Source organism: Burkholderia sp. MSMB617WGS (genome assembly GCF_001532025.2).
Lineage (GTDB): Bacteria > Pseudomonadota > Gammaproteobacteria > Burkholderiales > Burkholderiaceae > Burkholderia > Burkholderia savannae.
Genome location: NZ_CP013457.1, coordinates 3,603,795 through 3,625,853, shown reverse-complemented (window position 1 = coordinate 3,625,853; position 22,059 = coordinate 3,603,795). Strand labels below are relative to the sequence as shown.

The window sequence follows — 22,059 nt, the reverse complement described above, 5'->3', positions numbered from 1 at the left end:
GGTCTTGGTCACCTGATTCAGCCGAGCGCGGCCGCGCGCGGCTCGACGTCGAAACGCGACAGGTGGCCGCTTTTCAGCAGCGGCCTGTCGATCTTGCCGTTGGGGTTGCGCGGCAGCGGCGCGCCGGCGACGTCGATGTGCTGCGGCACCATGTACGACGGCAGCCGCGCGCGGCACGCCTGCATCAGCGCCTGCCGGCATTGCGCGGGATCGCCGCGGCCGTACACGCATGCGACGATCGCCTGGCCGAGCGTCGGATGCGGCACGCCGAACGCGACGGCTTCGAGCGTCTGCGCGCACTCGAACAGGATCTCTTCGATCTCGGTCGGGCTCACGCGATAGCCGGACGTCTTGATCATCTCGTCGGCGCGCGACACGAAGTAGAGAAAGCCGTCCGCGTCGCGCTTCACGATGTCGCCGGACCACACCGCGACGTCGGCGAGCGAGACGGGATGACGCGCGTGCGGCAGCGGCCGGAAGCGCTGCGCGGTGAGCTCGGGCGCGTTCCAGTAGCCGAGCGTCACGAACGCGCCGCGATGCACGAGCTCGCCCGGCTCGTCGGCGTCGCACTCGCTGCCGTCGGCGCGCAGCACGAGGATCTGCGCGTTCGGCACGGCCTTGCCGATCGAGCCGGGGCGCGCCGCCGCCTCGTCGGGCGGCAGGTACGTCGAGCGGAACGCCTCGGTGAGGCCGTACATCAGATACGGCGCGGCGTTCGGAAAGACCCGCCGCAGCCGTTCGAGGAGCGGCGCCGGCATCGTGCCGCCCGTGTTCGCGAAGCGGCGCACGGCAAGGCGCGGGCCGTCGGGCCACGCGAGCGCGGCGAGCTGCATCCACAACGGCGGCACGCCGGTGATCGACGTGACGCCGACCTGCGCGCACCACGCGGGCACTTCTTCGGCGCGCAGGAAGTCGAGCGGCGCGTAGCACGCGTGCGCGGCGAGCGCGCTCGTCAGCTGGCTCAGGCCCGCGTCGAAGCTGAGCGGCAGCGCGCCGAGGATCACGTCGTCGTGTGCGAGCCGCTGGTAGGCGGCGACGCTCTCGGCGCCCGCCGTCAGATTGCGGTGCGACAGCACGACGCCCTTCGGGCGCCCGGTCGACCCGGACGTATAGAGGATCGCGGCCGGATCGGAATCGACGGCGAGCGCGTGGCCCGCGTAGTCGTTCGCGTCGGGCAGCGCGGCGACGTCGTCGACCCGCCAGCAGACGAGCGCGGCCGGCCGCGCCGCGAGCCGCGCGAGGCGCGGCGCGGTGGTGACGAGCAGGCGCGCGCCGCTGTCGGCGAGGATGTGCAGCACCTGATGGTCGCGCAGCTGCGGATTGATCGGCACGATGATCGCGCCCGCGAGATTCGCGGCGAGCATCGTCACGATCGTTTCGTACGCTTTCGGCGCGTAGGTCGCGACGCGCTCGCCCGGCTCGATGCCGGACGCGGCGAGCGCGGCGGCGACGCGGCGCACGTCGGCCGCGAGCTGCGCGTAGCGCACGCGCCGCCGCGGATCGGCGATCGCGATGCCGTCGGGCCGCTGCGTCGCGGCGGAGTCGAGAAGATCGACGAGTCGGATGTGCGGATTCATGGCGCTCTCATGCCTGACGGATATAGACCTGAGCCGGCTTGTGGGACAGGAAGCCGCTCACGGTGTACGAGTGGTGATAGGCGCCGCACTGCGAGAACACGACGAAGTCGCCCGGCTGCGGCAGCCGCGGATGACGCTCGAGCCGGCCGATCACGTCGGCGCGGTTGCAGGTGTTGCCGACGAACGTGACCGGCAGCGCGTTCGGCGCGCGATGCGCGTCGGCGGGGCTGGCCGGCACGAGCGTCGGCGCCTCCCAGGTTTTCAGGACCGCCTCCGTCTTCGCGAGCAGGAAGTTGTGGCTCATGCCGCCGTCGCACACGGCGATCACGCGGTCGTCCCAGACCTTGACGGCGCGCACGCGCGTGACGAACACGCCCGCGTTCGCGAAGATCGCGCGGCCCGCTTCGTGAACGAGCGTGTAGCGCTTCGCGAGCGGCGCGATGCGCGCGCGATAGCGCTCGAAGGTCGCGTCGTCATGGCCTTTCTCGGAAAAACCGCCGCCGAGGTTCAGATGCGTGACGGGCGCGCGCACGAGCGATTCGATCTGCTCGGCGAGCTGCGCGAGCGCCCATGCGAGATCGGCCGAATCCGCGTCGCCGCCCTTCGTCGGCCCGGCGCGGAAGTTGCCCGAGCCGACGAACGTGTGCAGGCCGGCCACGCGGCGGCCCGCCTGAGTGAGGAGGTTCGCCATGCCGAGCGCCTCCGCGGGCGTCATGCCGAAATGGTCGCGCAGCGACTTCGGCGCATGCGCGCCGAGCAGCGCGCCCGCGTTGATCCGCAGCATCACGTCCTCGGTCTCCTTGCCGGACGCGAGCGCGACGAAGCGGCGCACCATGTCCGGCCCGTCGAGGATGAAGTGGCAGCGCGACGCGATGCCCGCGCGCATCAGCGCGTCGCCCATCGCCGGGTTGTTCAGGTACTTCACGTGCTTGCCGCGCCCGACGACGGTGTCGAGCTCGCCCTGGCTCGCGAGCTCGATGCCGTCTTCGAACGCGTGCGCGCAGCGCAGGAACAGATCCGCGTGCGAGTTCGCCTTCAGCGACACGACGACGCGCGTGCCGAGCGCCGCGCGCAACGCGGCGTAGCTCGCGAGCACGCTTTGTGGGTCGAACACGTAGCAGGGCGTGTCGAGCCCTTCGAGCCAGTCGGCGTGGTCGGCGTCGGCCGCGGCGCGCGGCGCGGTTCCGATCGTGTCAATGTTCATAGGCCTCGGGGGGAGTGGACGACGAATCGGCGGCGAGCGGATGCAGCGCGACGGCGGCGAACGCGCCGACGTTCGACTGCATGACGCCCATCACGTGCAGGCCCGCGTCGAGCGCGGCGAGGCCGTCGTCGGCGAGATTGATGGCGAAATCGGAGCAGCACACGTGGCCGCAGCGCGCGACGTTCTCGCCGAACAGCCGCTCGGTGGGCACGCGCAGCGCGCGGCAGAGCGCATGCCAGCCGCGCAGATCCGTGTTGATCGGCAGGATGCGCTCGTAGCCCGTGATCGGCCGGCCCGTCAGCGCGCACGCGGCGTCGACGATCCGGTGCGTATGCAGCCATTCGGTCGAAATCATCGTGCGCTCGACTTCCTTCGCCGAGTCGGAGCCCGGATACCACGCGGCCTGGTTGCGCAGCGCGATGCCGCCGACGCGATTGCGGCGGCTGTTGCGGGTCACGAGCAGGCATGCGGCGCCGTCGCCCTGGATGCCGGAGAACTGGCGCAGGCGGGTCGCTTCGTCGTACGCGCGGTCGGCCGACACGACGAGCGCCGACTGCGCCTGCGGATACGCGGCGAACAGCGCGTCGATCATGCGGATCGCCGCGGCGATCGACGCGCAGTTCAACTGCGCGATCGATCCGCTCCATAGCGGCCGGATGCCGTGCGCGTGCGCGACTTCGTAGAGCAGGCTGCGCGGCGGTGCGGGCATGCTGAAAGTCTGCGTGTGCACGTGCACCATCAGATCGATCGACGACGGCGCGATGCCCGTCGCGTCGACGAGCGCGCCGACCGCGCGCGACGCGAGCTCGACTTCGCTCGTCTGCGGCGCGGCATGGAAGAAGCGGCAGCCCGATTCGAGGATCGCGTCGACCTGCGCGCGCGGCCACGCATGGCGGGCCGCCCATGCGTCGATGTCGATCGCCGCGTCGGGCAGCTCGTATGCGGCGGCGTCGATGCCGATCCAGTGGTTCGCTTGATCTTGGCGCATGGCGTCACAGGTCCATCGCGAGCGGCATGTCTTCGTAGTCGATCACGTCGAGCTGCTCGAAGGTCCGGCGCACGCGCGGCGTCAGCAGGCCGATCTCGCGGATCGTCGGCACGAGGCGGCGGAAGATCGAGCGGCGCAGCGCGCGCGACACCTCGGATTCGCGCACCATCTGCGCGCACGCCTGCTTCGAATAGCCGAGCGGCTCCCAGATGTCGTCCGCGCACAGGTGCTCGTACAGCACCGACGCGCCTTCGCTCACGAACTCCTCGCGCTCCTTCAGCTCGGCCGACGTCATGTCCGAATACACGCGGGCGAGCGTGAGCCGGCCGACCGCGAAGTGGCGCGCCTCGTCGCGCTGGATGCGCGCGAACAGATCCTTGACGAACGGATCGGTGCTGAACGCGACGACGGTCTGGAACGTCGACAGCGCGATCCCCTCGACGAGCACCTGCATCCCGAGGTTCGTGATGTCGAGCGCGCTCGACGTGACGGTGTCCTTCAGCAGCCCTTCGAGCGAGCGGCTCATCGGATAGCGCACGCTGATCTTCTCGTTGACGAGCTTCGCGTACGCTTCGACGTGGCGCGCCTCGTCCATGATCTGCGCCGCCGCGCACAGGCGCGCGGACAGGCTTTCCTCGGCGCTCGCGAGCTTCGACGCGCAGATGAGCGCCGCCTGCTCGCCGTGCAGGATCTGCGACAGCAGCCACCCCTGCCAGTGATGGCGCATCTCCGCGCGCTCGGCGGCGCCGAGCTTGTGCCACAGATCGGTGCCGAACACGAGCAGCATGCCGTCGGGCATCCCGAGCGGGTTGTCGGGGTTCAGCGTCACGTTCCAGTCGATGTCGCGGTTGACGTCCCACTGGGCGGCCTTGGCCTTGTGATACAGGTTCGTCAGCGCGGTCTCGCGATATTCGTAGTCGCTCATCATCAGCGCGTCGACGGGCATCGACCAGCGATGGCCGCGGGCGGCGTCTTCGTACGGTTGCATAGTGGCTTCCATGTTCGGTTAGGCAAAACGGGCGTCCGGTCGGACCGGGCGGCGGGCCGCGCCGCCGTCGGCGCGCGCGAGCCGCACCGCGTAGCGCGGCCAGTCGCGCAACAGCGCGGCCTCCAGCGTGTCGAGCCGCTCCTCGCTCGCGCTGGCGAAGGCGAGCGTGTTGTCGCCCGGGTAGTCGAGATCGCGGCGGATTCGGTCGACGATGCCTATGCCGGGCCGAGCCTCGACGCGCGACCAGAACGCCATCTGCGAGTCGAGCCCGCTGCCGATCAGCACGCGCGGATCGAGCAGGTTCGCGGGCAGCGCGCCGTTGTACGGCATCCGGAACCGGACGTACACGCGCGTATCGGCGCCGAGCGCCTGCCACAGCGCGTCGACGAGCTCCGACATGAAGCGCGCGTACTGCGTGTGGTCGAGCAGCACGGGGGCGGTCGAATCCGGCTGATACGCGGCGAGGCGCGCGTAGTCGTCGGTGGTGGCAGCGGGGATGCCGTAGCTCGACGCGCGCACGAGCACGGGTGCGCGGGGCGCGCGTTCGAGCCGGTAGCGGCGAGTGGCGAAGTGCGTCATGCCGGGTCCAGGCGAAAGCGTGCGTCGGCGCCGTACGCGATCTCGGCGATCGCGAAGTAGCCGTTGAGCGCGAGCGAGCCGACGATCGCGCGCGCCGCGGCCGGCGCGCCGGGCGCGCAGCGATGCAGCAGCAGCGAGATCCATGGGTCGCTGCCGAACGCGTGGCCGAAGCGTGCGTGGCCGTCCGGATGCACGGGCGCGTCGCCCAGGCACTTGAGCAGCGCGCGGCGCGACGCCTCCTTGAAGAACGGCGGCGCGACAGGCGTGCCCGGCCGTGCGCGGCCGAACGCGGCAAGCGCGCGGCCCAGCATCGCGAGCGCGTGCGCGGGCGGCGCCGCGCCCAGATGCAGCGGCCAGTCGGCGCCCGGCGCGACGTCGAGCGCGAGCGTGCAGATGCCGAAGCCGGATGCGCCCCATTGCGGATGGCTCAGCCAGTAGCTGAAGCGATGGATGTCGACGTCGACGATCTGCAGCAGCAGCCGTCGCGTGCCGGTATGCATCGCCTTGCCGAGCGTCTCGCGCAACACGTAGCCCCAGCTCGCGCACTCGTAGCCGTGCGTGAGCCAGTCCGCGGCGCGCGGCCCGTGCGATGCGATCGCGCGGGCGAACGCGGCATGATGCGGCGAGTCGTCCATCAGCAGGCCGGACAGGATCGTCGAGCACACCACGTAGTCGTCGATCGCGTCGCCCGCGCGCGCGGAACCGGCGCACGCCAGCGCCTCGCGCCCGAGCAGGCGGCCGAGCCGCGCGGCGGCGTCCAGCAGGTCGTCGACGCCGCCCGCGGCGGGCGCCGCGACGCGCCGGTAGGCGAGCGCGCGCACCTGCAGGCGCGCGGCGGTCAGCGTCGTCGCGGCGGGTTCCGGAATGGGGGCGAGCTCGATCATCGCGGCCTCGTGTGCTGCTTTCGCGCCGCGCGTCAGGCGGCCGTCTGCGACGCGCGCAGTTCGGCGTCGAGCTGCGCGAGCGTCGTGTATTGCGTGATGTTCAGCGCTTCGGGATCGATCGAGCCGTACAGCTGCTCGCAAAAGACGATCAGCTCGACGATGTTCAGCGAGTCGATTCCGAGCTCGCCGATGCCGACGTTGGTTTCGACGGCCTCGACGTTCAGGATCTTCGCGACCTCGCGTGCGAGAAGGGGCAGCGTTTCAGTGGCGGGCGTGCTCATGACGGTTTCCTTTTTCGAGTAGAGAGACAACACGGCGAAACAACGATGAACGACGGATCAGGCGCGTTTCGCGCCCATCCGGATTTCGTAGTAGCAGCGGTATGCGCTGCCTTCCATCTTCGACAGCGCGAGCAGGTCGCGCTGATCGTCGAAGCGGCGCACCGCGCCCTGGCGCACCAGCTCGCCGAGCAGCTCGTTCGCGGCGAACTTGAGCGCGAGCACGCGCCGCACGCTGTCGGCGCCGTACACGGTCGAGCGCGACTGCGTGCGCGCGCCTTGCGCGACGAACCGCCAGACCGATTCGTGCGCGGGCGACAGCGCGAGCCGGTCTGCGCGCGCGAGCCAGCCGACGTGCGCCATCAGCGCGCGCACGAAATAGGGGCGCACGATCGTCAGATACTTGTTGAACACGTTCGGGCCGCCGATGCGCAGGCGATCCTCGGGCGTCGTCTCGACTTCGCCGCGCACGTTGCCGAGCTGCAGGCCGCCTTCGAGGAACGGCTCGCCGCATGCGGCGCGCTCGAGCGTGCGGTACTGCTCGGGCCACACGAGATAGGCGGCCGGCATGAACGCGCCCGGCGCGCGCACGGCCACGAGCCCGATGCTTTCGCGATGCGCCTCGATGCCCCACACCTTGTCGATCGCCAGCACCGTGCGGCCGTTTTCGCCGCGCACGGTCGAGCGCCAGCCCGCGAGCGCGGGGCCGCCGCCGTCGCTCATCAGAAAGCGCAGGTGGTGGCCGGCCGCGCGGTGCGCCTCGACCTTCGCGTCCTGCTCCGGCGTGAGAAAGAGCGTCGACATCACGCGCGAGAAGCCGCGCATGAACGGCTTGAAGTGCGGGGCGAAGCCCTCGCGCGCGATTCGCTCGAGCGTGGCCTCGGTCTCGGCCGATTGCTCGTAGCGCAGCGGCGTGGTCGCGCGCGCGGCGTCGGCCGGCTCGGCCGGGGTGCGCGGCTGCGCGATGATCATGTCGCTGTCGAGCAGGCGCGTCGCGCTCGCGCGCAGCAGCGCGTCGAGCGGCGCGGGCAGCGCGCCGAACGCTTCGAGGCGGTCGCGGATCGGTTGCGCGGCGAGCGCCGGCAGATCGGCGGCGTCGAGGTGCGAATGCGTGTCGGGCAGGGTGTCGAGCATCATGGGCAATCGGGTTCGGGCATGCGTTGATGAACGTCGTATGTGGGCGGCGCGCGAGAGGGAGGATCGCGAGGCGGCGGCCGTCATGGCTGCGGGGCGAGGCGCTCGACGCCGGGCAGGCGCGACGGCGGCGGCGCGATTTCGCGCAGCTCGCCGCTCATGAACATCGCGCGCGCCTTCAGCCGTTGCGGCTTGCCGCTCGTCGTGCGCGGCAACGCGCCCGGCTCGACGAACGCAATGCGTTGCGCGCAATAGCCGAGCCGCTGCTGCATGCGCGTCTGCAACTCGGCGCGCGAATCGCTGTTGACGCGATTCGCATGCGCCTCGACGAGGACGACGAGGTTCTCGGTGCCCTGCGTTTCGTCGTGGATGCCGACGGCGATGCACGCGCCCTTGTAGACGGCCGGATGGCCGTCGATCGTCTCCTCGATCTCGTGCGGGAAGTAGTTGGTTCCGCGAATGATGATGATTTCCTTCTTGCGGCCGAGGATGAAGAGCTGGCCGCCGCTCACGTAGCCGATGTCGCCCGTCGCGAACCAGCCGTGCGCGTCGAACGGTTGCGGCGCGGGGGCGTCGGCGCTCGGCAGGTAGCCCTGCATGACCGATGCGCCGCGTATGAAGATCTCGCCCGTGTCGCGTTCGGCGACGGCGCGGCCCTGCGCATCGCGGATTTCGTAGGCCATCTGGTCGAGCGGCGCGCCGACGGCGAGCAGCGTGTCGGTCGCGCCGGCGTGGCCGTCGGGCACGGGCGTCGCGCGGTGATGCTGCGCGAGCGCCGCGGTGTCGATGCGATCGGCGATCACGTGCGCGAACGCCCGAGTCGCCGGCGCGTCGATCGAGCGGTGCAACGTGACGGCGAGCGTCGCTTCCGCCATGCCGTAGCAGGGCTGCAGCGCCGACGCATGGAAGCCGTACGGCGTGAACGTCGCGGCGAAATCGGCGAGCGTCGCGCGGTCGACCCGTTCCGCGCCGACGAGGAACGTGCGCAGATGACTGAAGTCGGCGTCCTCCATCGCCGCCGCGTTGAAGCGGCGCACGCAGTAGCGCAGCGCGAAGGTCGGCGCGACGGCGATCGTCGAGCGCGTGTGCGCGATGCGCTTGAGCCAGCCGAGCGGGTTGCGCACGAAGCTCATCGACGGCATCAGCCGCAGCGACGTCCCGTAGTACAGATGCAGCAGCAGGCTCACGAGGCCCATGTCGTGATGCAGCGGCAGCCAGATCACGGTGTTGTCGGCGGCTTGCTTGCTGTAGCCGCACGCGTTCGCGATGCCCGCGATGTTGCTCTCGACGTTGCGGTGGCTGATGATCGCCGCCTTCGGATGCGACGTCGAACCGGACGTCAGTTGAATGTGGTGGGTATCGTCGCGGCCGCGCGGCGCGAGGCGCGGCTCGGCGCCCGTCGACGCGGCGCGGAGGATGCCGACGTCGATCACGCGCGCGCCCGTGCCGCGCAGTTGCGCCTCGAGTTCGGCGACGTGCGCGGATGCGGTGAACACGAACGTCGGACGATAGAGCTGGCAGGCGACCTCGAGCACTTGCGGGCTCGCGCCGTTCGCGCGCTTGAGCGGCGCGGGCACCGTGCACGGCACGACGCCCGACAGCACGCAGCCGACGAGCAGCGCGAGATAGTCGTTCGTCGCGGGCAGCGCGAGGAGGGCGAGATCGCCCGCGCGCGCGCCGAGCGCGTTCAACGCGGCGCTCATGCGCAAGCCCGCCTCGCTCAGTTGACGATAGGACAGCACGTGCTCGATGCCGCTCTCGTCGAGCGTGCCGATGCCGTGCGCGCGGCAGATCCGCCCCTCTCCGAGCGGAGCCAACAGCTTGTCGATCAGCGACGAGGAATCGCGCATTGACTGCCCCTTTATTAAAAATCCGCTAAAACTCGATTTGCAATAATTAATTCGGATTGTTTGGCTTATTGGCCTGTTTTCCTGACAATTTCCATACAAAAAATGAAATGTCGGGTCCGAATTTCATTTGCGACACGCGTGGCGGCGAATTTCGGTCAATGAAACATTCGCTGCCGGAATGGTGGGCGGCGTTGTGTCGATCGCAATAAAACCGCGCTGGAAGGCCGATCCGGCTGCATAGTGGGCAGGCTTCGATCGCCGGAGGCGAATTATCGTGCGTAACGGACACGCTAAGAAAACTGTACAAACGTCTAGCGAAAATTAAGGTATAAATGGTTGTCGAATTTCTGAAATATCGATAACTGTTGACGAGGCGTAGTCTCGCCCAATAAGGCCGATTAATGCCAATACCGAATTGCGACAGATTGATACTTGGAACGAAAAGATGATCGATCTACGACGTTTGCGCTATTTCATCGTCGTCGCCGAGGAGCTTCATTTCGGCAAGGCGGCGCAGCGGCTGCATCTCGCGCAGCCGCCGCTCACTCGACACATTTCCGCGCTCGAAGGCGAACTCGGTTTGCGCCTGTTCGATCGCTCGACGCGCTCGGTGAAGCTCACCGCCGAAGGCGAACTGTTTCTTCCGCACGCACGCGACGTGCTCGACGCGGTGCATCGCGCGGAGGCCGCGTCGCAGCGCGCGGCGCTCGGCAAGGAGGGCAAGGTCGCGCTCGGCTACACGAGCTCGGTGCCGCTTTGCGATGCGTTCGGCACGCTGATCCGCAATTTCGCGCGCTCGTTTCCGGACATCGAGCTGTCGCTCGTCGAGGCTTCTTCCGCGCAGCAGAGCCGCAGCATCAAGGAGGGCCTGCTCGACATCGGCATCGGCTGGAAGAATTCCATCGACGACTACGAGGGATGCAGGGTCAAGACGATCGCGGCCGAGACGCTCGTCGTCGCGGTGTCCGAAGAATGCGGGCTGGCGGACGAGGCGTCGCTGTCCGTCGATCGTCTCGCGGACGAGCCGTTCGTGCTGTTTCCGCCGGGCTACGGCTCGACGCTCGACCGCAAGGCGTTCGACCTTTGCGCGGCGGCGGGCTTCACGCCGCGGCGCGGGCCGAGCGCGTCGCAGATGACGACGATGATCGCGCTCGTCGCGGCGGGACGCGGCGTCGCGATCGTGCCCTCGGCCGTCTCGACGCTGCGCAAGCCGGGCGTCGCATACGTGCCGCTCATCGACGATTCGGCGTTGATCGAGCTGGTGCTGATGTGGCGCGAGGCGGGACTGTCGCTTGCCGCGCGCTCGTTCGTCGAATGGCACAAGGCGCACGTGACGCAGCGTATCGAGAGCGCGGTCGGCGTCGAGTGACCGAGGCGCGCCGCACGCTGCCGAGCGTTGCAGCCGGCTCGCGGCGGCTCGCGGCCCTCCGGCGCGCCCGCTTGCCGCGGGAAGCGTCCGTCACGCTCGCCGCCCCGTGAGTCCGATACGGCGCATGTCGCACACGCCGCACAGGTCGCACACGTCGCGCCGCTCGCGGCTTCCTCCATTCGTCCTCCTCCTTCGTTTCGCTTCGCCCGGGCACCCGGGCCGCGCGTCGGCCCACGAGGCAGGGCCCGGATCGTCGCGGGAATCGCCGATGCGCCGCTCCGCTTTCGCCGCGCGACGACATCATCCGACGCGGGCCGCGAGCGGCGTCCGCCGTACATACCAGTACGGATGACTGGTTCTATTTCGGTCTCAATCGAACGGCTTCCCAAACCGGTTGGCGCATCTGACGCACGTCAACGAGGCTTCACGCCATCGGGTAAATACCTAGCCCAAAACGCTTTGTAAATAAAGGGTTTGAGCGTGCCGTCTCCCTTGTCTGGCAACCGTTTCCGCGATTTCCGGCGGGCCGCCGGCGATAAATTGACTGGTATTATTTTGGTTATATAATGGCCTCGCTTTCGGACGACGCCCTTCCGTTTTCGCACCCGGAGACCTATGGATATCGGCTGGTCGGCGCTGACGCCGGACGCTCGCAGCGACACCCCGCTCTACTTGCAGCTCGCCCGCAATCTCGCCGGCGCGATTCGCGGCGGCGCCTGGCGCGCCGGCGAAGCGCTGCCGTCGGAGCGCGGGCTGTCGGCGGCGGCGGGCGTGTCGCGGATCACGGCGCGCCGTGCGCTCGCGCTCCTCGTCGAGCAGGGCCTCATTCGCCGCGTGCGCGGCGCGGGCAGCTTCATCACGCCGCGCGTCGCCGATCCGCTGTCGCGGCTCGCCGGGTTCACGACGAAGATGCGCCAGCGCGGGTTCGCGCCCGATTCGGTGTGGCTCGCGCGCAGCCTGTGCGCCGCGAGCCGCGACGAGATCGCGCGCTTCGGCCTGTCGCCCGGCGCGACGGTCGCGCGCCTCGAGCGGCTGCGGCGCGCGGACGGCGTCGTGATGGCGTACGAGCGCTCGACGCTGCCCGCGACCTGCGTGCCCGAGCCGCAGGCGCTCGAAGGCTCGCTGTACGACTACCTGCAGTCGCATGGTGTCGAGGTGGTGCGCGCGTCGCAGCGTTTTCGCGCGGTGAACGCATCGGCCGACGTCGCGCAGTGGCTCGGCCTCGCGCCGGGCGCGGCGCTCCTCGTCATCACGCGGATCGGTTACGGCGCCGATCGGCGGGCGATCGAAGCGACCGAAACCTATTGCCGCGACGACTATTACGATTTCGTCGCCGAGCTGAAACGCTGACACGACAGACTGTCCGCGGCGGCCCGGACGACCCGCAAACCCTCTCGCAAGCAGTAAGCAGCACCGATCCCATACGCATCACCAGATATCAGAGAACGTCATGCTGACCGGAAACATACTGACCTCCGAAGGCTGGATTCACGGCTCGCTCGAGTTCGAGAACGGCCGGATCACGGCGCTGTCGGGCGACGCGGCCGATCCGTCGAAGAACGACGCGCAATACGTCCTGCCCGGCTTCATCGATCTGCACGTGCACGGCGCGGGCGGCGCGGACGTGATGGAAGGCGGCGACGCGATCGAGACGATCGCGCGCACGCACGCGCGCTACGGCACGACGAGCCTGCTCGCGACGACGATGACCGCGCCGCGCGACGAGCTGATGCGCGTCGTCGCGGAGCTCGGCGACGTCGCGCGCGTGCGCACGCCGGGCGGCTCGCGCGTGCTCGGCGTGCATCTAGAAGGCCCGTACATCAATCCCGGCAAGCTCGGCGCGCAGCCGGACGCGGCGGTGTCCGCGGTGCTCGACGAGGTGCTGAAGTACCTGTCGATCGCGCCGATCCGCGTCGTCACGCTCGCGCCGGAAATCGCCGGCCACATCGAGATCATCTCGGAGATGGCCGCGCGCGGCGTGCGCGTGCAGCTCGGCCATTCGCTCGGCACGTACGACGACGCGGTCGCCGCGCTCAAGCACGGCGCATGCGGCTTCACGCACCTGTTCAACGCGATGTCGCCGCTGCATCACCGCAATCCCGGCATCGTCGGCGCGGCGCTCGCGCACGCCGAGTACGCGGAGATCATTCCCGACCTGCTGCACGTGCATCCGGGCGCGATCCGCGCGGCGCTGCGCGCGATTCCGCGGCTGTACGTCGTGACCGACAGCACGTCGGCCACCGGCATGCCCGACGGCGAATACCGGCTCGGCAGCCAGCGCGTGACGAAGTGCCTCGGCGGCGTGCGTCTGGCCGACGGCACGCTCGCCGGCAGCACGCTGACGATGGACCAGGCGCTGCGCAATCTCGTGTCGCTCGGCCTGCCGATCGCCGACGTGTCGAACCGGATGTCGCGCTACGCGGCCGATTACCTCGGCGTCGCCGATCGCGGCCGCATCGAGCGCGGCGCGTGGGCCGACTTCGTCGTGTTCGATCGCGAACTGAACCTGACTGCGACCTACGTCGAAGGAGAATCGATTGTCGAATATGCTTAACGAGGCGCGCGAGTCGGCGCGCGTCGTCGCCGCGCAGCTCGCGGACACGCGCCGCGTCGAGGCGCTCGCGCTTCATCTCGCCGCGCACGCGCCGCAAGTCGCGCTGACCGTCGCGCGCGGCAGCTCCGATCACGCGGCGAGCTACTTCGCGAGCCTGACGATGAGCCGCCTCGGTGTGCCCGTCGCGTCGCTGCCGATGTCGGTCGCGACGCTGCAGCAGGCGCCCCTCAAGGTGCAGGGCCAGCTCGCGCTCGCGTTCTCGCAATCGGGCAAGAGCCCGGATCTCGTCAACACGATGACGGCGCTGCGTGAAGCGGGCGCGCTTACCGTCGCCGCGGTCAACGTGCTGCCGTCGCCGCTCGCCGACGCGTGCGAGCACCCGTTGCCGCTTCTCGCGGGCCCGGAGCTGTCGGTCGCCGCGACGAAGAGCTACATCGCGATGCTGTCGCTCGCCGCGCAGCTCGTCGCGTTCTGGCAGCGCGACGCCGCGCTCGTCTCCGCGCTGCGCGGCCTGCCCGACGCGCTCGAGCAGGCGGGCCGGCTCGACTGGTCGAGCGCCGTCGGCGAGCTGCGCGACGTCGAGCGGATGATCGTGATCGGCCGCGGGCTCGGCCTCGCGATCGCGCAGGAGGCGGCGCTCAAGCTGAAGGAAACGTCGGGCATCCAGGCCGAGGCGTTCTCGAGCGCCGAAGTGCGGCACGGCCCGATGGAGCTGATCGACCGCGACTATCCGCTCCTCGTGTTCGCGCCGCCCGGGCCCGAGCAGGAGGGCCTGCTGCAGCTCGCGCGCGACATGCGCGCACGCGGCGCGCGCGTGCTGCTCGCCGCGCCGGCGGGCATGCCCGATGCGACGCTGCCGCTCGCGCGCACCGCGCACGCGGCGCTCGATCCGATCGCCGCGATCCTGTCGTTCTACGTGATGGCGGCCGAGCTCGCGTCCGCACGCGGCCGCGATCCCGATGCGCCGCGCCATCTGCACAAAGTCACCGAAACACACTGACGATCACCGACGAGACGAAACAGCCATGAGACGCGCCGAGGAGTCACAGTTGAAGCATGCATCCCACGACCAGATCGTGCTGGTCTCTCCCTTGACGGGCCCCGTCGTGCCGCTCGCCGACGTGCCCGATCCCGTGTTCGCGGGCGGCATGTTCGGCGACGGCATCGGCGTCGATCCGCTCGAGGGCCGGCTCGTCGCGCCGTGCGCGGGCATCGTGTCGCACGTCGCGCGCACGGGCCACGCGGTGACGATCGCGGCCGACGGCGGCGCGGAGATCCTGCTGCACATCGGCATCGACACGGTCGAGCTGAATGGGCTCGGTTTCTCGACGAAGATCGCGGAAGGCGCGCGCGTCGCGGCGGGCGATCTGCTGATCGAATTCGATCAGGACGCGATCGCGCGCGCCGCGCACAGCCTCGTGTCGGTGATCGCGATCGCGAATTCGGACGCGTTCGAAGTCGTCGGGCGCGCGGGCGCGGGCGTCGTGAAGGCGGGCGAGACGATGCTGCTCACGCTGCGTGCGCGCGGCGCGGCGGCGGGGGCAGTCGCCGGCGCGGGTGCGGGTGCAGGTGCGGGTGTCGCGGCGGGCTCGGCCGATGCCGCCGACGCGCGCAAGTCGATCACGCTCACGCAGCCGGGCGGCCTGCACGCACGGCCCGCCGCGCGCGCGCGGGAAGCGGCGCGCGGGCTCGACGCGCACGTCGAAGTGCATTTCGACGGACGCAAGGCGGCGCTGCAAAGCGTCGTCGGATTGCTCGGCCTCGGCGCGGGCGAGCACGCGACGGTCGAGCTCGTCGCCACGGGCCGCGACGCCGCGAAGGCGGTCGAGCTGGTGGCGAGCGAGCTGCTGCGCGAAACGCACGGCGAAGCCGAGGAGAAGCCGGCGCGCGTCGTGTCGCCCGCGCCCGTCGTCACGGGCATCGGGCGCGCGCCGCTCGATCCGAACACGCTCGCGGGCGTGTGCGCGGCGCCCGGCATCGCGGTCGGCGCGCTCGTGCGCGGGGACGATGCCGACATCTCGCCGCCCGAGGTCGCGAGCGGCACGCCCGCGGCAGAGAGCCGTCTGCTCGACCGCGCGCTCGCCGCCGTCGATGCCGAGCTCGAGGCGACGGTGCGCGAAGCGTCGCAGCGCGGCGCGATCGGCGAAGCGGGCATCTTCGCCGTGCATCGCGTGCTGCTCGAGGACCCGGCGCTTGTCGACGCCGCGCGCGATCTGATCAGCCTCGGCAAGAGCGCGGGCTTCGCGTGGCGCGAGACGATCCGCGCGCAGACGGCCGTGCTCGCCGATGTCGACGACGCGCTCCTCGCCGAGCGCGCGGCCGATCTGCGCGACATCGACAAGCGCGTGCTGCGCGCGCTCGGCTACGGGAGCGCGACCGTGCGCGAGCTGCCCGCCGAAGCCGTGCTCGCGGCGGAGGAGTTCACGCCTTCCGATTTGGCGTCGCTCGATCGCGAGCGCGTGACGGCGCTCGTGATGGCGCGCGGCGGCGCGACCTCGCATGCGGCGATCATCGCGCGCCAGCTCGGCATTCCGGCGCTCGTCGCGGTGGGCGACGCGCTGTATGCGATTCCGGAGCGCACGCAGGTCGTCGTCGACGCGAGCGCGGGCCGCCTCGAATATGCGCCGACCGCGCTCGACGTCGAGCGCGCGCGCCACGAGCGGCAGCGTCTTGCCGGCGTGCGCGAGGCGAACCGGCGGATGTCGGGCGAAGCGGCGGTCACGCGCGACGGTCACAAGATCGAAGTCGCCGCGAACATCGCGACGCTCGACGACGCGCGCGTCGCCGTCGACAACGGCGCCGACGCGATCGGCCTGCTGCGCACCGAGCTGATGTTCATCCATCGGCAGGCCGCGCCGACGACGTCCGAGCATCAGCAGAGCTATCAATCGATCGTCGACGCGCTGCAAGGCCGCACCGCGATCATCCGCACGCTCGACGTCGGCGCGGACAAGGAAGTCGATTACCTGACGCTGCCGCCCGAGCCGAACCCGGCGCTCGGCCTGCGCGGGATTCGTCTCGCGCAGGTGCGCCCCGATCTGCTCGACGATCAGCTGCAGGGCCTTCTCGCGGTGAAGCCGTTCGGCTCGGTGCGCATCCTGTTGCCGATGGTGACGGACGTCGGCGAGCTCGTGCGCATCAGGAAGCGCATCGACGATTTCGCGCGCGCGATGGGCCGCGCGCAGGCCGTCGAAGTCGGCGTGATGATCGAGGTGCCGTCGGCCGCGCTCCTCGCCGACCAGCTCGCGAAGCACGCGGATTTCCTGTCGATCGGCACGAACGACCTCACGCAATACACGCTCGCGATGGACCGCTGCCAGGCGGATCTCGCGGCGCAGGCGGACGGCCTGCATCCGGCCGTGCTGCGGCTCGTCGACGCGACCGTGCGCGGCGCGCAGAAGCATGGCAAGTGGGTCGGCGTGTGCGGCGCGCTCGGCGGCGATCCGGTCGCGGTGCCGGTGCTCGTCGGCCTCGGCGTGACGGAATTGTCGGTGGACCCGGGGGCGGTGCCGGGCATCAAGGCGCAGGTGCGCCATCTCGATTACCAGCTGTGCCGACAGCGCGCGCAAGACCTGCTCGCGCTCGAATCGGCGCAGGCGGTGAGGGCAGCAAGCCGCGAAATCTGGCCGGCGGACTGACGCACGTCCGCCGTCCGGGCAATCGCGCGCGTTCGAAGCGCGTTTCAATCAACAGAGCCGATCAATTATTCAACGACGAGACACGATAAGGATTGGAGGATCGAATGGACGGGAATCCGTTTCTGAAAATACAGAGCCTGGGCAGGGCGTTGATGCTGCCGATCGCGGTGCTGCCGGTGGCGGGCATCCTGCTGCGCCTCGGGCAGCAGGACGTGCTCAACATCAAGATGATCGCCGACGCGGGCGGCGCGATCTTCGACAACTTGCCGCTGCTCTTCGCGATCGGCGTCGCGGTCGGCTTCGCGAAGGATAACAACGGCGTGGCGGCGCTCGCGGGCGCGATCGGCTATCTGATCGAAGTCGCGATCATGAAGGACATCGATCCGAAGCTGAACATGGGCGTGCTGTCCGGGATCATCGCGGGCGTCGTCGCGGGGCTGCTGTACAACCGCTACAAGGACATCAAGCTGCCGGACTACCTCGCGTTCTTCGGCGGCAAGCGCTTCGTGCCGATCATCACGGGGCTCGCGTGCGTCGTGCTCGGCATCGTGTTCGGCTACGTGTGGCAGCCGGTTCAGCACGCGATCGACGCGGTCGGCCAGTGGCTGCTGACGGCGGGCGCGATCGGCACGTTCGTCTACGGATTCCTGAACCGTCTGCTGCTCGTCACGGGGCTGCACCACATCATCAATTCGCTCGTCTGGTTCGTGTTCGGCACGTTCGCGCCGGCGTCGGGCGGCGCGGCGGTGACGGGCGATCTGCACCGCTTCTTCGCCGGCGATCCGAGCGCCGGCAGCTTCATGGCGGGCTTCTTCCCGATCATGATGTTCGGCCTGCCGGCCGCGTGCCTCGCGATGTTCCACGAAGCGCCGAAGGAGCGCCGCGCGGTGGTCGGCGGCCTGCTGTTCTCGATGGCGCTCACGTCGTTCCTGACGGGCGTGACCGAGCCGATCGAATTCAGCTTCATGTTCCTCGCGCCGGTGCTGTACGTGATCCACGCGGTGCTCACGGGCTTGTCGCTCGCGATCTGCCAGCTGCTCGGCGTGAAGCTCGGCTTCACGTTCTCGGCGGGCGCGATCGACTACGTGCTGAACTACGGGCTGTCGACGAAGGGCTGGATCGCGATTCCGCTCGGCCTTGCGTACGGCGCCGCGTACTACGGCCTGTTCCGCTTCTGCATCCGCAAGTTCAACATGGCCACGCCGGGCCGCGAGCCGGCGGGCGCCGACGCGCAAGTGCAGTCGTTCGCGTCGGGCGGCTTCGTCGCGCCGACGGCGGGCGCCGCCGTGCCGCGCGCGCAGCGCTACATCGCGGCGCTTGGCGGCGCGGCGAACCTGTCGGTCGTCGACGCGTGCACGACGCGCCTGCGTCTGTCCGTCGTCGATCCCGGCAAGGTGTCCGAAGCGGATCTGCGCACGATCGGCGCGCGCGGCGTGCTCAAGCGCGGCGGCAGCAGCGTGCAGGTGATCATCGGGCCGGAGGCGGACCTCATCGCCGACGAGATTCGCACGACGCTCGGCAGCGGTGCGGCGTCGTCCGCGCCGGCGGCTGCCGCGTCGGCGGCCGCGGCCGCGACCGGCGCTGCGGCATCGGCCGCTGGCGCGCAGGCGGGGCCGCTCGATCCGGAGCCGACGCGCTGGCTCGCGGTGTTCGGCGGCGCGACGAACGTCGCGTCGCTCGACGCGGTCGCGGCGACGCGCCTGCGTGTCGTCGTGCGCGATCCGTCGGCGGTCGATCGCCAGCGCCTCGCGACGCTCGACGTCGCGTGGGTCGCGAGCGACACGTTCCACATCGTTTGCGGCCCGGCGGCAGCGCGCTACGCGCAGCAACTGGCGGTGCGCCTGCCTTCGACGGACGGCGGCGCGGCGGCGCAGCCCGCCTGACGCGACGACGTGGGTCGGCCGAATCCGCGGCGCGGGTTCGGTTCGATCGAGCCATACGGGAAACGGCTTGCGGCTGTCGCAAGCCGTTTTTTCTTTGACGCGGCGTTTCGCGCGGGTCGTTTTCGCGCTTCGGGCGTTGAACGTTGGAGGCGCACCTCGCACCTCGAAGCTCGCACCTCGAAGCTCGAGGGTCGAAAAGCGAAAAGCGAAAAGCGAAAAGCGAAAAGCACACCCCGCCCGCCGACGTCACGACCTCCTGCATCCCGAGCGCAACCGAACCGTGGGCCGCGGATTCGCCGAAGACCGTCCGCGCGGCGCGCACGGCATTGTGCGTCGACGAGCGATGCGACGCGGCAAATCGCCGGCGACTTGCGAGACGGACGGCGCGCGGCGAGCCGGGCGACGCGCACGCGGCGCGCCGCCCGGCCGCCCGTCATTCGCCCGTCAGCGTGAAGGTGGGCTTGCGATACCCGATGCCCGCGCGCTCGAGCTTCGGCAACTCGCGTTGCTTGAGCACCGTCGCGAAGCCTGCCCAGTCGTGTTCGAGCGCGGCCGTATCGACGTGGTGCGTGTCGCCGAGCTTGTAGCGCACGCCGGCCGCGTACGGCAGCTCCCAATCGGCCTTGTGCCACGCGCGCTCGGCGAGCGCGAGCAGGCGCGGATACACCATGTATTCGAGGAACTGCCCGTTGCGCATCACCTCGCCCCATGCCTGCCCCTGGATGCCCTCGATCCGCGGCGCCGCGCCCGCGCTCGTCACGTCGAACGGATTGCCGTCGCGATCGCCGAACACCTCGGCGTTTTGCGGCAGGTTCTCCGGCGCGAGCGAGAACACCTTGTACTCGTCGGTCGCCTGCGAGCCCCAGTAGTAGCCGCGCTCGCGCGGATTGCGCGTGTACGGAAAATCGAAGTACAGGTAGTCGGGCAGCGCGAGCACCGTCCGGTAGCCCTTCGCGCTCAGGTCGCGCGCGCTGTCGGACGCGCCCCAGAAGATCGTGTCCCACAGCGACACCATCACGCCGCGCGTGCTGAAATCCTGCGGCCCGTTCGCGTGCTTGATGCCGTCCTGCCACGCGGCCATCGTGCTGATCCCGTTTGCGTTGACGACGGCGCTCACCTGTTTCGCGAAGCGCGTCGGCAGCTCGTCGATCGACTTGATCTCGCCGCGCCGAAAAAGCGCGGCGCACGCCGGAGAGCGCGCCCACGGCTTGTCCTGCGCGGCGAGATCGACGCGGCCCTTGCCCGGATCGGCGCCTTCGAGCGGCTGGAAGCCCGCGCCGAGCAGGATGTTCTTCGCTTCGTCGCCGCCGTAGTGCCAGATCCGCAGCGGCGCTTGTGCGTCCGCGTGCATCGACGCGATCTCGCGGATCACCTTCGACGCGAAGTTGAGCGCGCCCGGCACGCACGGGTTCAAGTCGCTGCGCCGGTCGTAGAACTGGACCGTCAGCAGGTTCGACGTGTCCTGAGGATCGAGCAGGCGGTACGCGTTCGCCTCCCGCTCGCGGCCCGCCGCGTGCAGGCGGCGATAGCGCGCCTCCATCGACACGACGGCCGCGCGCGAATGCGCGGGCATGTCGATCTCGGGAATCACGTCGACGAAACGGTCGGCCGCGTAGCGCAGCAGCGCGATGTAGTCGTCGCGCGTCAGGTAGCCGCCGCCCGACTGGTTGTCCGGCCCGGAGCCGAGCTGCGGCAGCAGGCAGCGCGTCTCGCTCGGATCGTGGCAGCGGCGCGCGCCCACGTCGGTCAGCTCCGGCAGGCCCGGAATCTCGATGCGCCAGCCTTCGTCGTCGGACAGGTGCAGATGCAGCCGGTTGAGCTTGTATGCGCTCATCTGGTCGATCAGGCGGCGCAGCGTCGCCGGCTGCTTGAAGTTGCGCGCGAGATCGACGTGCATGCCGCGATGGGCGAAGCGCGGCGCATCCTCGACGAGCATCGCCGGCACCGTTCCCCCGCCCGCCGGCACGAGCGAGAAGAGCGTCTGCACGCCGTAGTAGAGCCCCGCGCGATCGAAGCCTTCGACGAGCACGCCGCGCGGCCCGATCGCGAGCCGGTAGCCGCCCGGCGCCGCGACGTCGGCGGGCAGCCGGCGCGGCGCGACGACGCCCCAGACGGGCGTGCCCGCGCCGCCTAGGCCGAGCATGCCCGCGCGATCGCGCAGCGCCGCGACCTGCGCGAACGAAAGCTCGGGCAGCGTCAGATCCACGCCGCGCAGATCGAGCGCGCCGGGCAGCGCGCGCTGCCGCTTCACGCTCGGCAGCGCGCGGTTCGCGACAGGCTGCGCGGCGGCGGGCGGCGCGTTGCCGGGCGAGTTGCTCTGCGCGTCGGCGGGCAGCGTTTCGACGTAGCGCAGTTCGTCGTCGGTGTCGTCGTAACGCAGCACCGCGGGCGGCGCGCCGTCGACGACGACGTACGGGCGCGGGATCACGTCGCTGTAGCGCCGCAGCCAGTATTCGGCGACGAACGGCAATTCGATCCGCTCGCCCTGTGCGAGCTTGATCGTGCCGGGCTGCGGCGTCAGCTCGTACAGGTCGCCCGTCAGGTGGCGCAGAGTGAAGCCCGGGCGGTCGATCCTGAGCAGCCGGCGAATGCTGTGCAGATAGAGCCGCCAGCCGCCGTCGGTGATCTGCGGATGGCCGCGGTTCTGCAGGATCAGGCGGCCCGTCGCGCAGCTCGCCCAGTCGGCGCCGAGGTCGGCGCACGGCACGCCCGCCGACGCCGCGTGATTGTTGTCGACGGCGACGCGCACCGCGAGGCCGTTCGCCAGCAGCGCCGCGAGCTCGGCGGGCGTGGCGGCCGTGTGGGCCGTGCGGGCGTTGGCGGTGACGGCGGCCGCGCGGGCGTCGGCCCGCGCGGGCAATTGCGCGGGCGAAGCCGCGGGCGATAGCGCCGCCGCGGCGAGCAACGCGGCGCACAGGGAATGCGAGATTCGGTTCATGGGAATTCCTTGGAAAAAAGCGGTGATACGACGCCGTGGAAATACGTCGCTGCGATCGGGTCTTTCAAGGAAGCTGCGAAAAGGGGGCGCGGATGCCGCGCGCGAGCGAACGAGGGGCGAAGCGTTCGCGCGCGTTCGCCCGTCACGGGTCGGATTCGGGGCGGTCGCGCCGGTCGGGGCGGCGACGGCGCGCGG

Annotated in this window: 16 protein-coding genes; 6 read left to right on the top strand and 10 right to left on the bottom strand. The window is 70.2% G+C overall.

Annotated elements, in window-relative coordinates:
• Positions 1 to 17: 17 nt before the first annotated feature.
• From WT60_RS17770 to WT60_RS17730, 9 genes are all read right to left on the bottom strand, one after another.
• Complete coding sequence (locus tag WT60_RS17770) at positions 18 to 1,577, bottom strand: acyl-CoA ligase (AMP-forming), exosortase A system-associated (RefSeq protein WP_059575777.1); 1,560 nt, start codon at positions 1,575 to 1,577, stop codon at positions 18 to 20.
• 7 nt (positions 1,578 to 1,584) lie between these two features.
• Positions 1,585 to 2,781 carry a PLP-dependent decarboxylase gene (locus tag WT60_RS17765; protein ID WP_038751563.1) on the bottom strand — a complete coding sequence of 399 codons (1,197 nt, stop codon included), beginning with the start codon at positions 2,779 to 2,781 and terminating at the stop codon, positions 1,585 to 1,587.
• Positions 2,771 to 3,769 (bottom strand): 3-oxoacyl-ACP synthase, encoded by a 999-nt coding sequence (locus WT60_RS17760; protein ID WP_038751560.1) that lies wholly within the window; start codon positions 3,767 to 3,769, stop codon positions 2,771 to 2,773. The genes WT60_RS17765 and WT60_RS17760 overlap by 11 nt, the downstream gene beginning before the upstream one ends.
• Before the next feature lie 4 nt (positions 3,770 to 3,773).
• Positions 3,774 to 4,757 (bottom strand): ferritin-like domain-containing protein, encoded by a 984-nt coding sequence (locus WT60_RS17755; protein WP_038751557.1) that lies wholly within the window; start codon positions 4,755 to 4,757, stop codon positions 3,774 to 3,776.
• A gap of 18 nt (positions 4,758 to 4,775) precedes the next feature.
• Positions 4,776 to 5,336 (bottom strand): hypothetical protein, encoded by a 561-nt coding sequence (locus WT60_RS17750; protein WP_059644140.1) that lies wholly within the window; start codon positions 5,334 to 5,336, stop codon positions 4,776 to 4,778.
• Positions 5,333 to 6,220 carry a hypothetical protein gene (locus WT60_RS17745; RefSeq protein ID WP_038751550.1) on the bottom strand — a complete coding sequence of 296 codons (888 nt, stop codon included), beginning with the start codon at positions 6,218 to 6,220 and terminating at the stop codon, positions 5,333 to 5,335. The genes WT60_RS17750 and WT60_RS17745 overlap by 4 nt, the downstream gene beginning before the upstream one ends.
• A gap of 32 nt (positions 6,221 to 6,252) precedes the next feature.
• Positions 6,253 to 6,501, bottom strand: coding sequence for an acyl carrier protein (locus WT60_RS17740; protein ID WP_038751547.1), 249 nt, complete (start codon positions 6,499 to 6,501; stop codon positions 6,253 to 6,255).
• 57 nt (positions 6,502 to 6,558) lie between these two features.
• Positions 6,559 to 7,635: a hypothetical protein gene (locus WT60_RS17735; RefSeq protein ID WP_060356800.1), complete on the bottom strand. Its 1,077-nt coding sequence runs from the start codon at positions 7,633 to 7,635 to the stop codon at positions 6,559 to 6,561.
• An 80-nt stretch (positions 7,636 to 7,715) separates the two neighbouring features.
• A complete protein-coding gene (locus tag WT60_RS17730) occupies positions 7,716 to 9,482 on the bottom strand; it encodes an AMP-binding protein (RefSeq protein WP_038751544.1) in 1,767 nt (588 codons plus the stop codon).
• A 445-nt stretch (positions 9,483 to 9,927) separates the two neighbouring features.
• On the opposite strand from WT60_RS17730, the gene WT60_RS17725 reads away from it, so the two are divergent.
• The 6 genes from WT60_RS17725 to nagE all read left to right on the top strand — a co-directional run bounded on the left by WT60_RS17725 (position 9,928) and on the right by nagE (position 18,926).
• Positions 9,928 to 10,851 (top strand): LysR substrate-binding domain-containing protein, encoded by a 924-nt coding sequence (locus WT60_RS17725; RefSeq protein ID WP_038751542.1) that lies wholly within the window; start codon positions 9,928 to 9,930, stop codon positions 10,849 to 10,851.
• A 615-nt stretch (positions 10,852 to 11,466) separates the two neighbouring features.
• On the top strand, positions 11,467 to 12,201 hold the full coding sequence (locus tag WT60_RS17720; RefSeq protein WP_038751540.1) for a GntR family transcriptional regulator: 735 nt from the start codon (positions 11,467 to 11,469) through the stop codon (positions 12,199 to 12,201).
• Positions 12,202 to 12,301: 100 nt separating this feature from the next.
• A complete protein-coding gene (nagA, locus tag WT60_RS17715; protein ID WP_038751539.1) occupies positions 12,302 to 13,405 on the top strand; it encodes an N-acetylglucosamine-6-phosphate deacetylase in 1,104 nt (367 codons plus the stop codon).
• Positions 13,398 to 14,405 carry an SIS domain-containing protein gene (locus tag WT60_RS17710; protein WP_038751536.1) on the top strand — a complete coding sequence of 336 codons (1,008 nt, stop codon included), beginning with the start codon at positions 13,398 to 13,400 and terminating at the stop codon, positions 14,403 to 14,405. Before nagA ends, WT60_RS17710 begins: the two co-directional genes overlap by 8 nt.
• A gap of 25 nt (positions 14,406 to 14,430) precedes the next feature.
• Entirely contained in the window at positions 14,431 to 17,043 is a 2,613-nt protein-coding gene (gene ptsP / locus WT60_RS17705) for a phosphoenolpyruvate--protein phosphotransferase (protein WP_060356801.1), read from the top strand.
• Positions 17,044 to 17,147: 104 nt separating this feature from the next.
• On the top strand, positions 17,148 to 18,926 hold the full coding sequence (gene nagE, locus WT60_RS17700) for an N-acetylglucosamine-specific PTS transporter subunit IIBC (RefSeq protein ID WP_059575788.1): 1,779 nt from the start codon (positions 17,148 to 17,150) through the stop codon (positions 18,924 to 18,926).
• A 433-nt stretch (positions 18,927 to 19,359) separates the two neighbouring features.
• Here the strand turns inward: nagE and WT60_RS17695 are convergent, their stop codons facing one another.
• A complete protein-coding gene (locus WT60_RS17695; RefSeq protein ID WP_060356802.1) occupies positions 19,360 to 21,864 on the bottom strand; it encodes a family 20 glycosylhydrolase in 2,505 nt (834 codons plus the stop codon).
• Positions 21,865 to 22,059 lie beyond the last annotated feature (195 nt).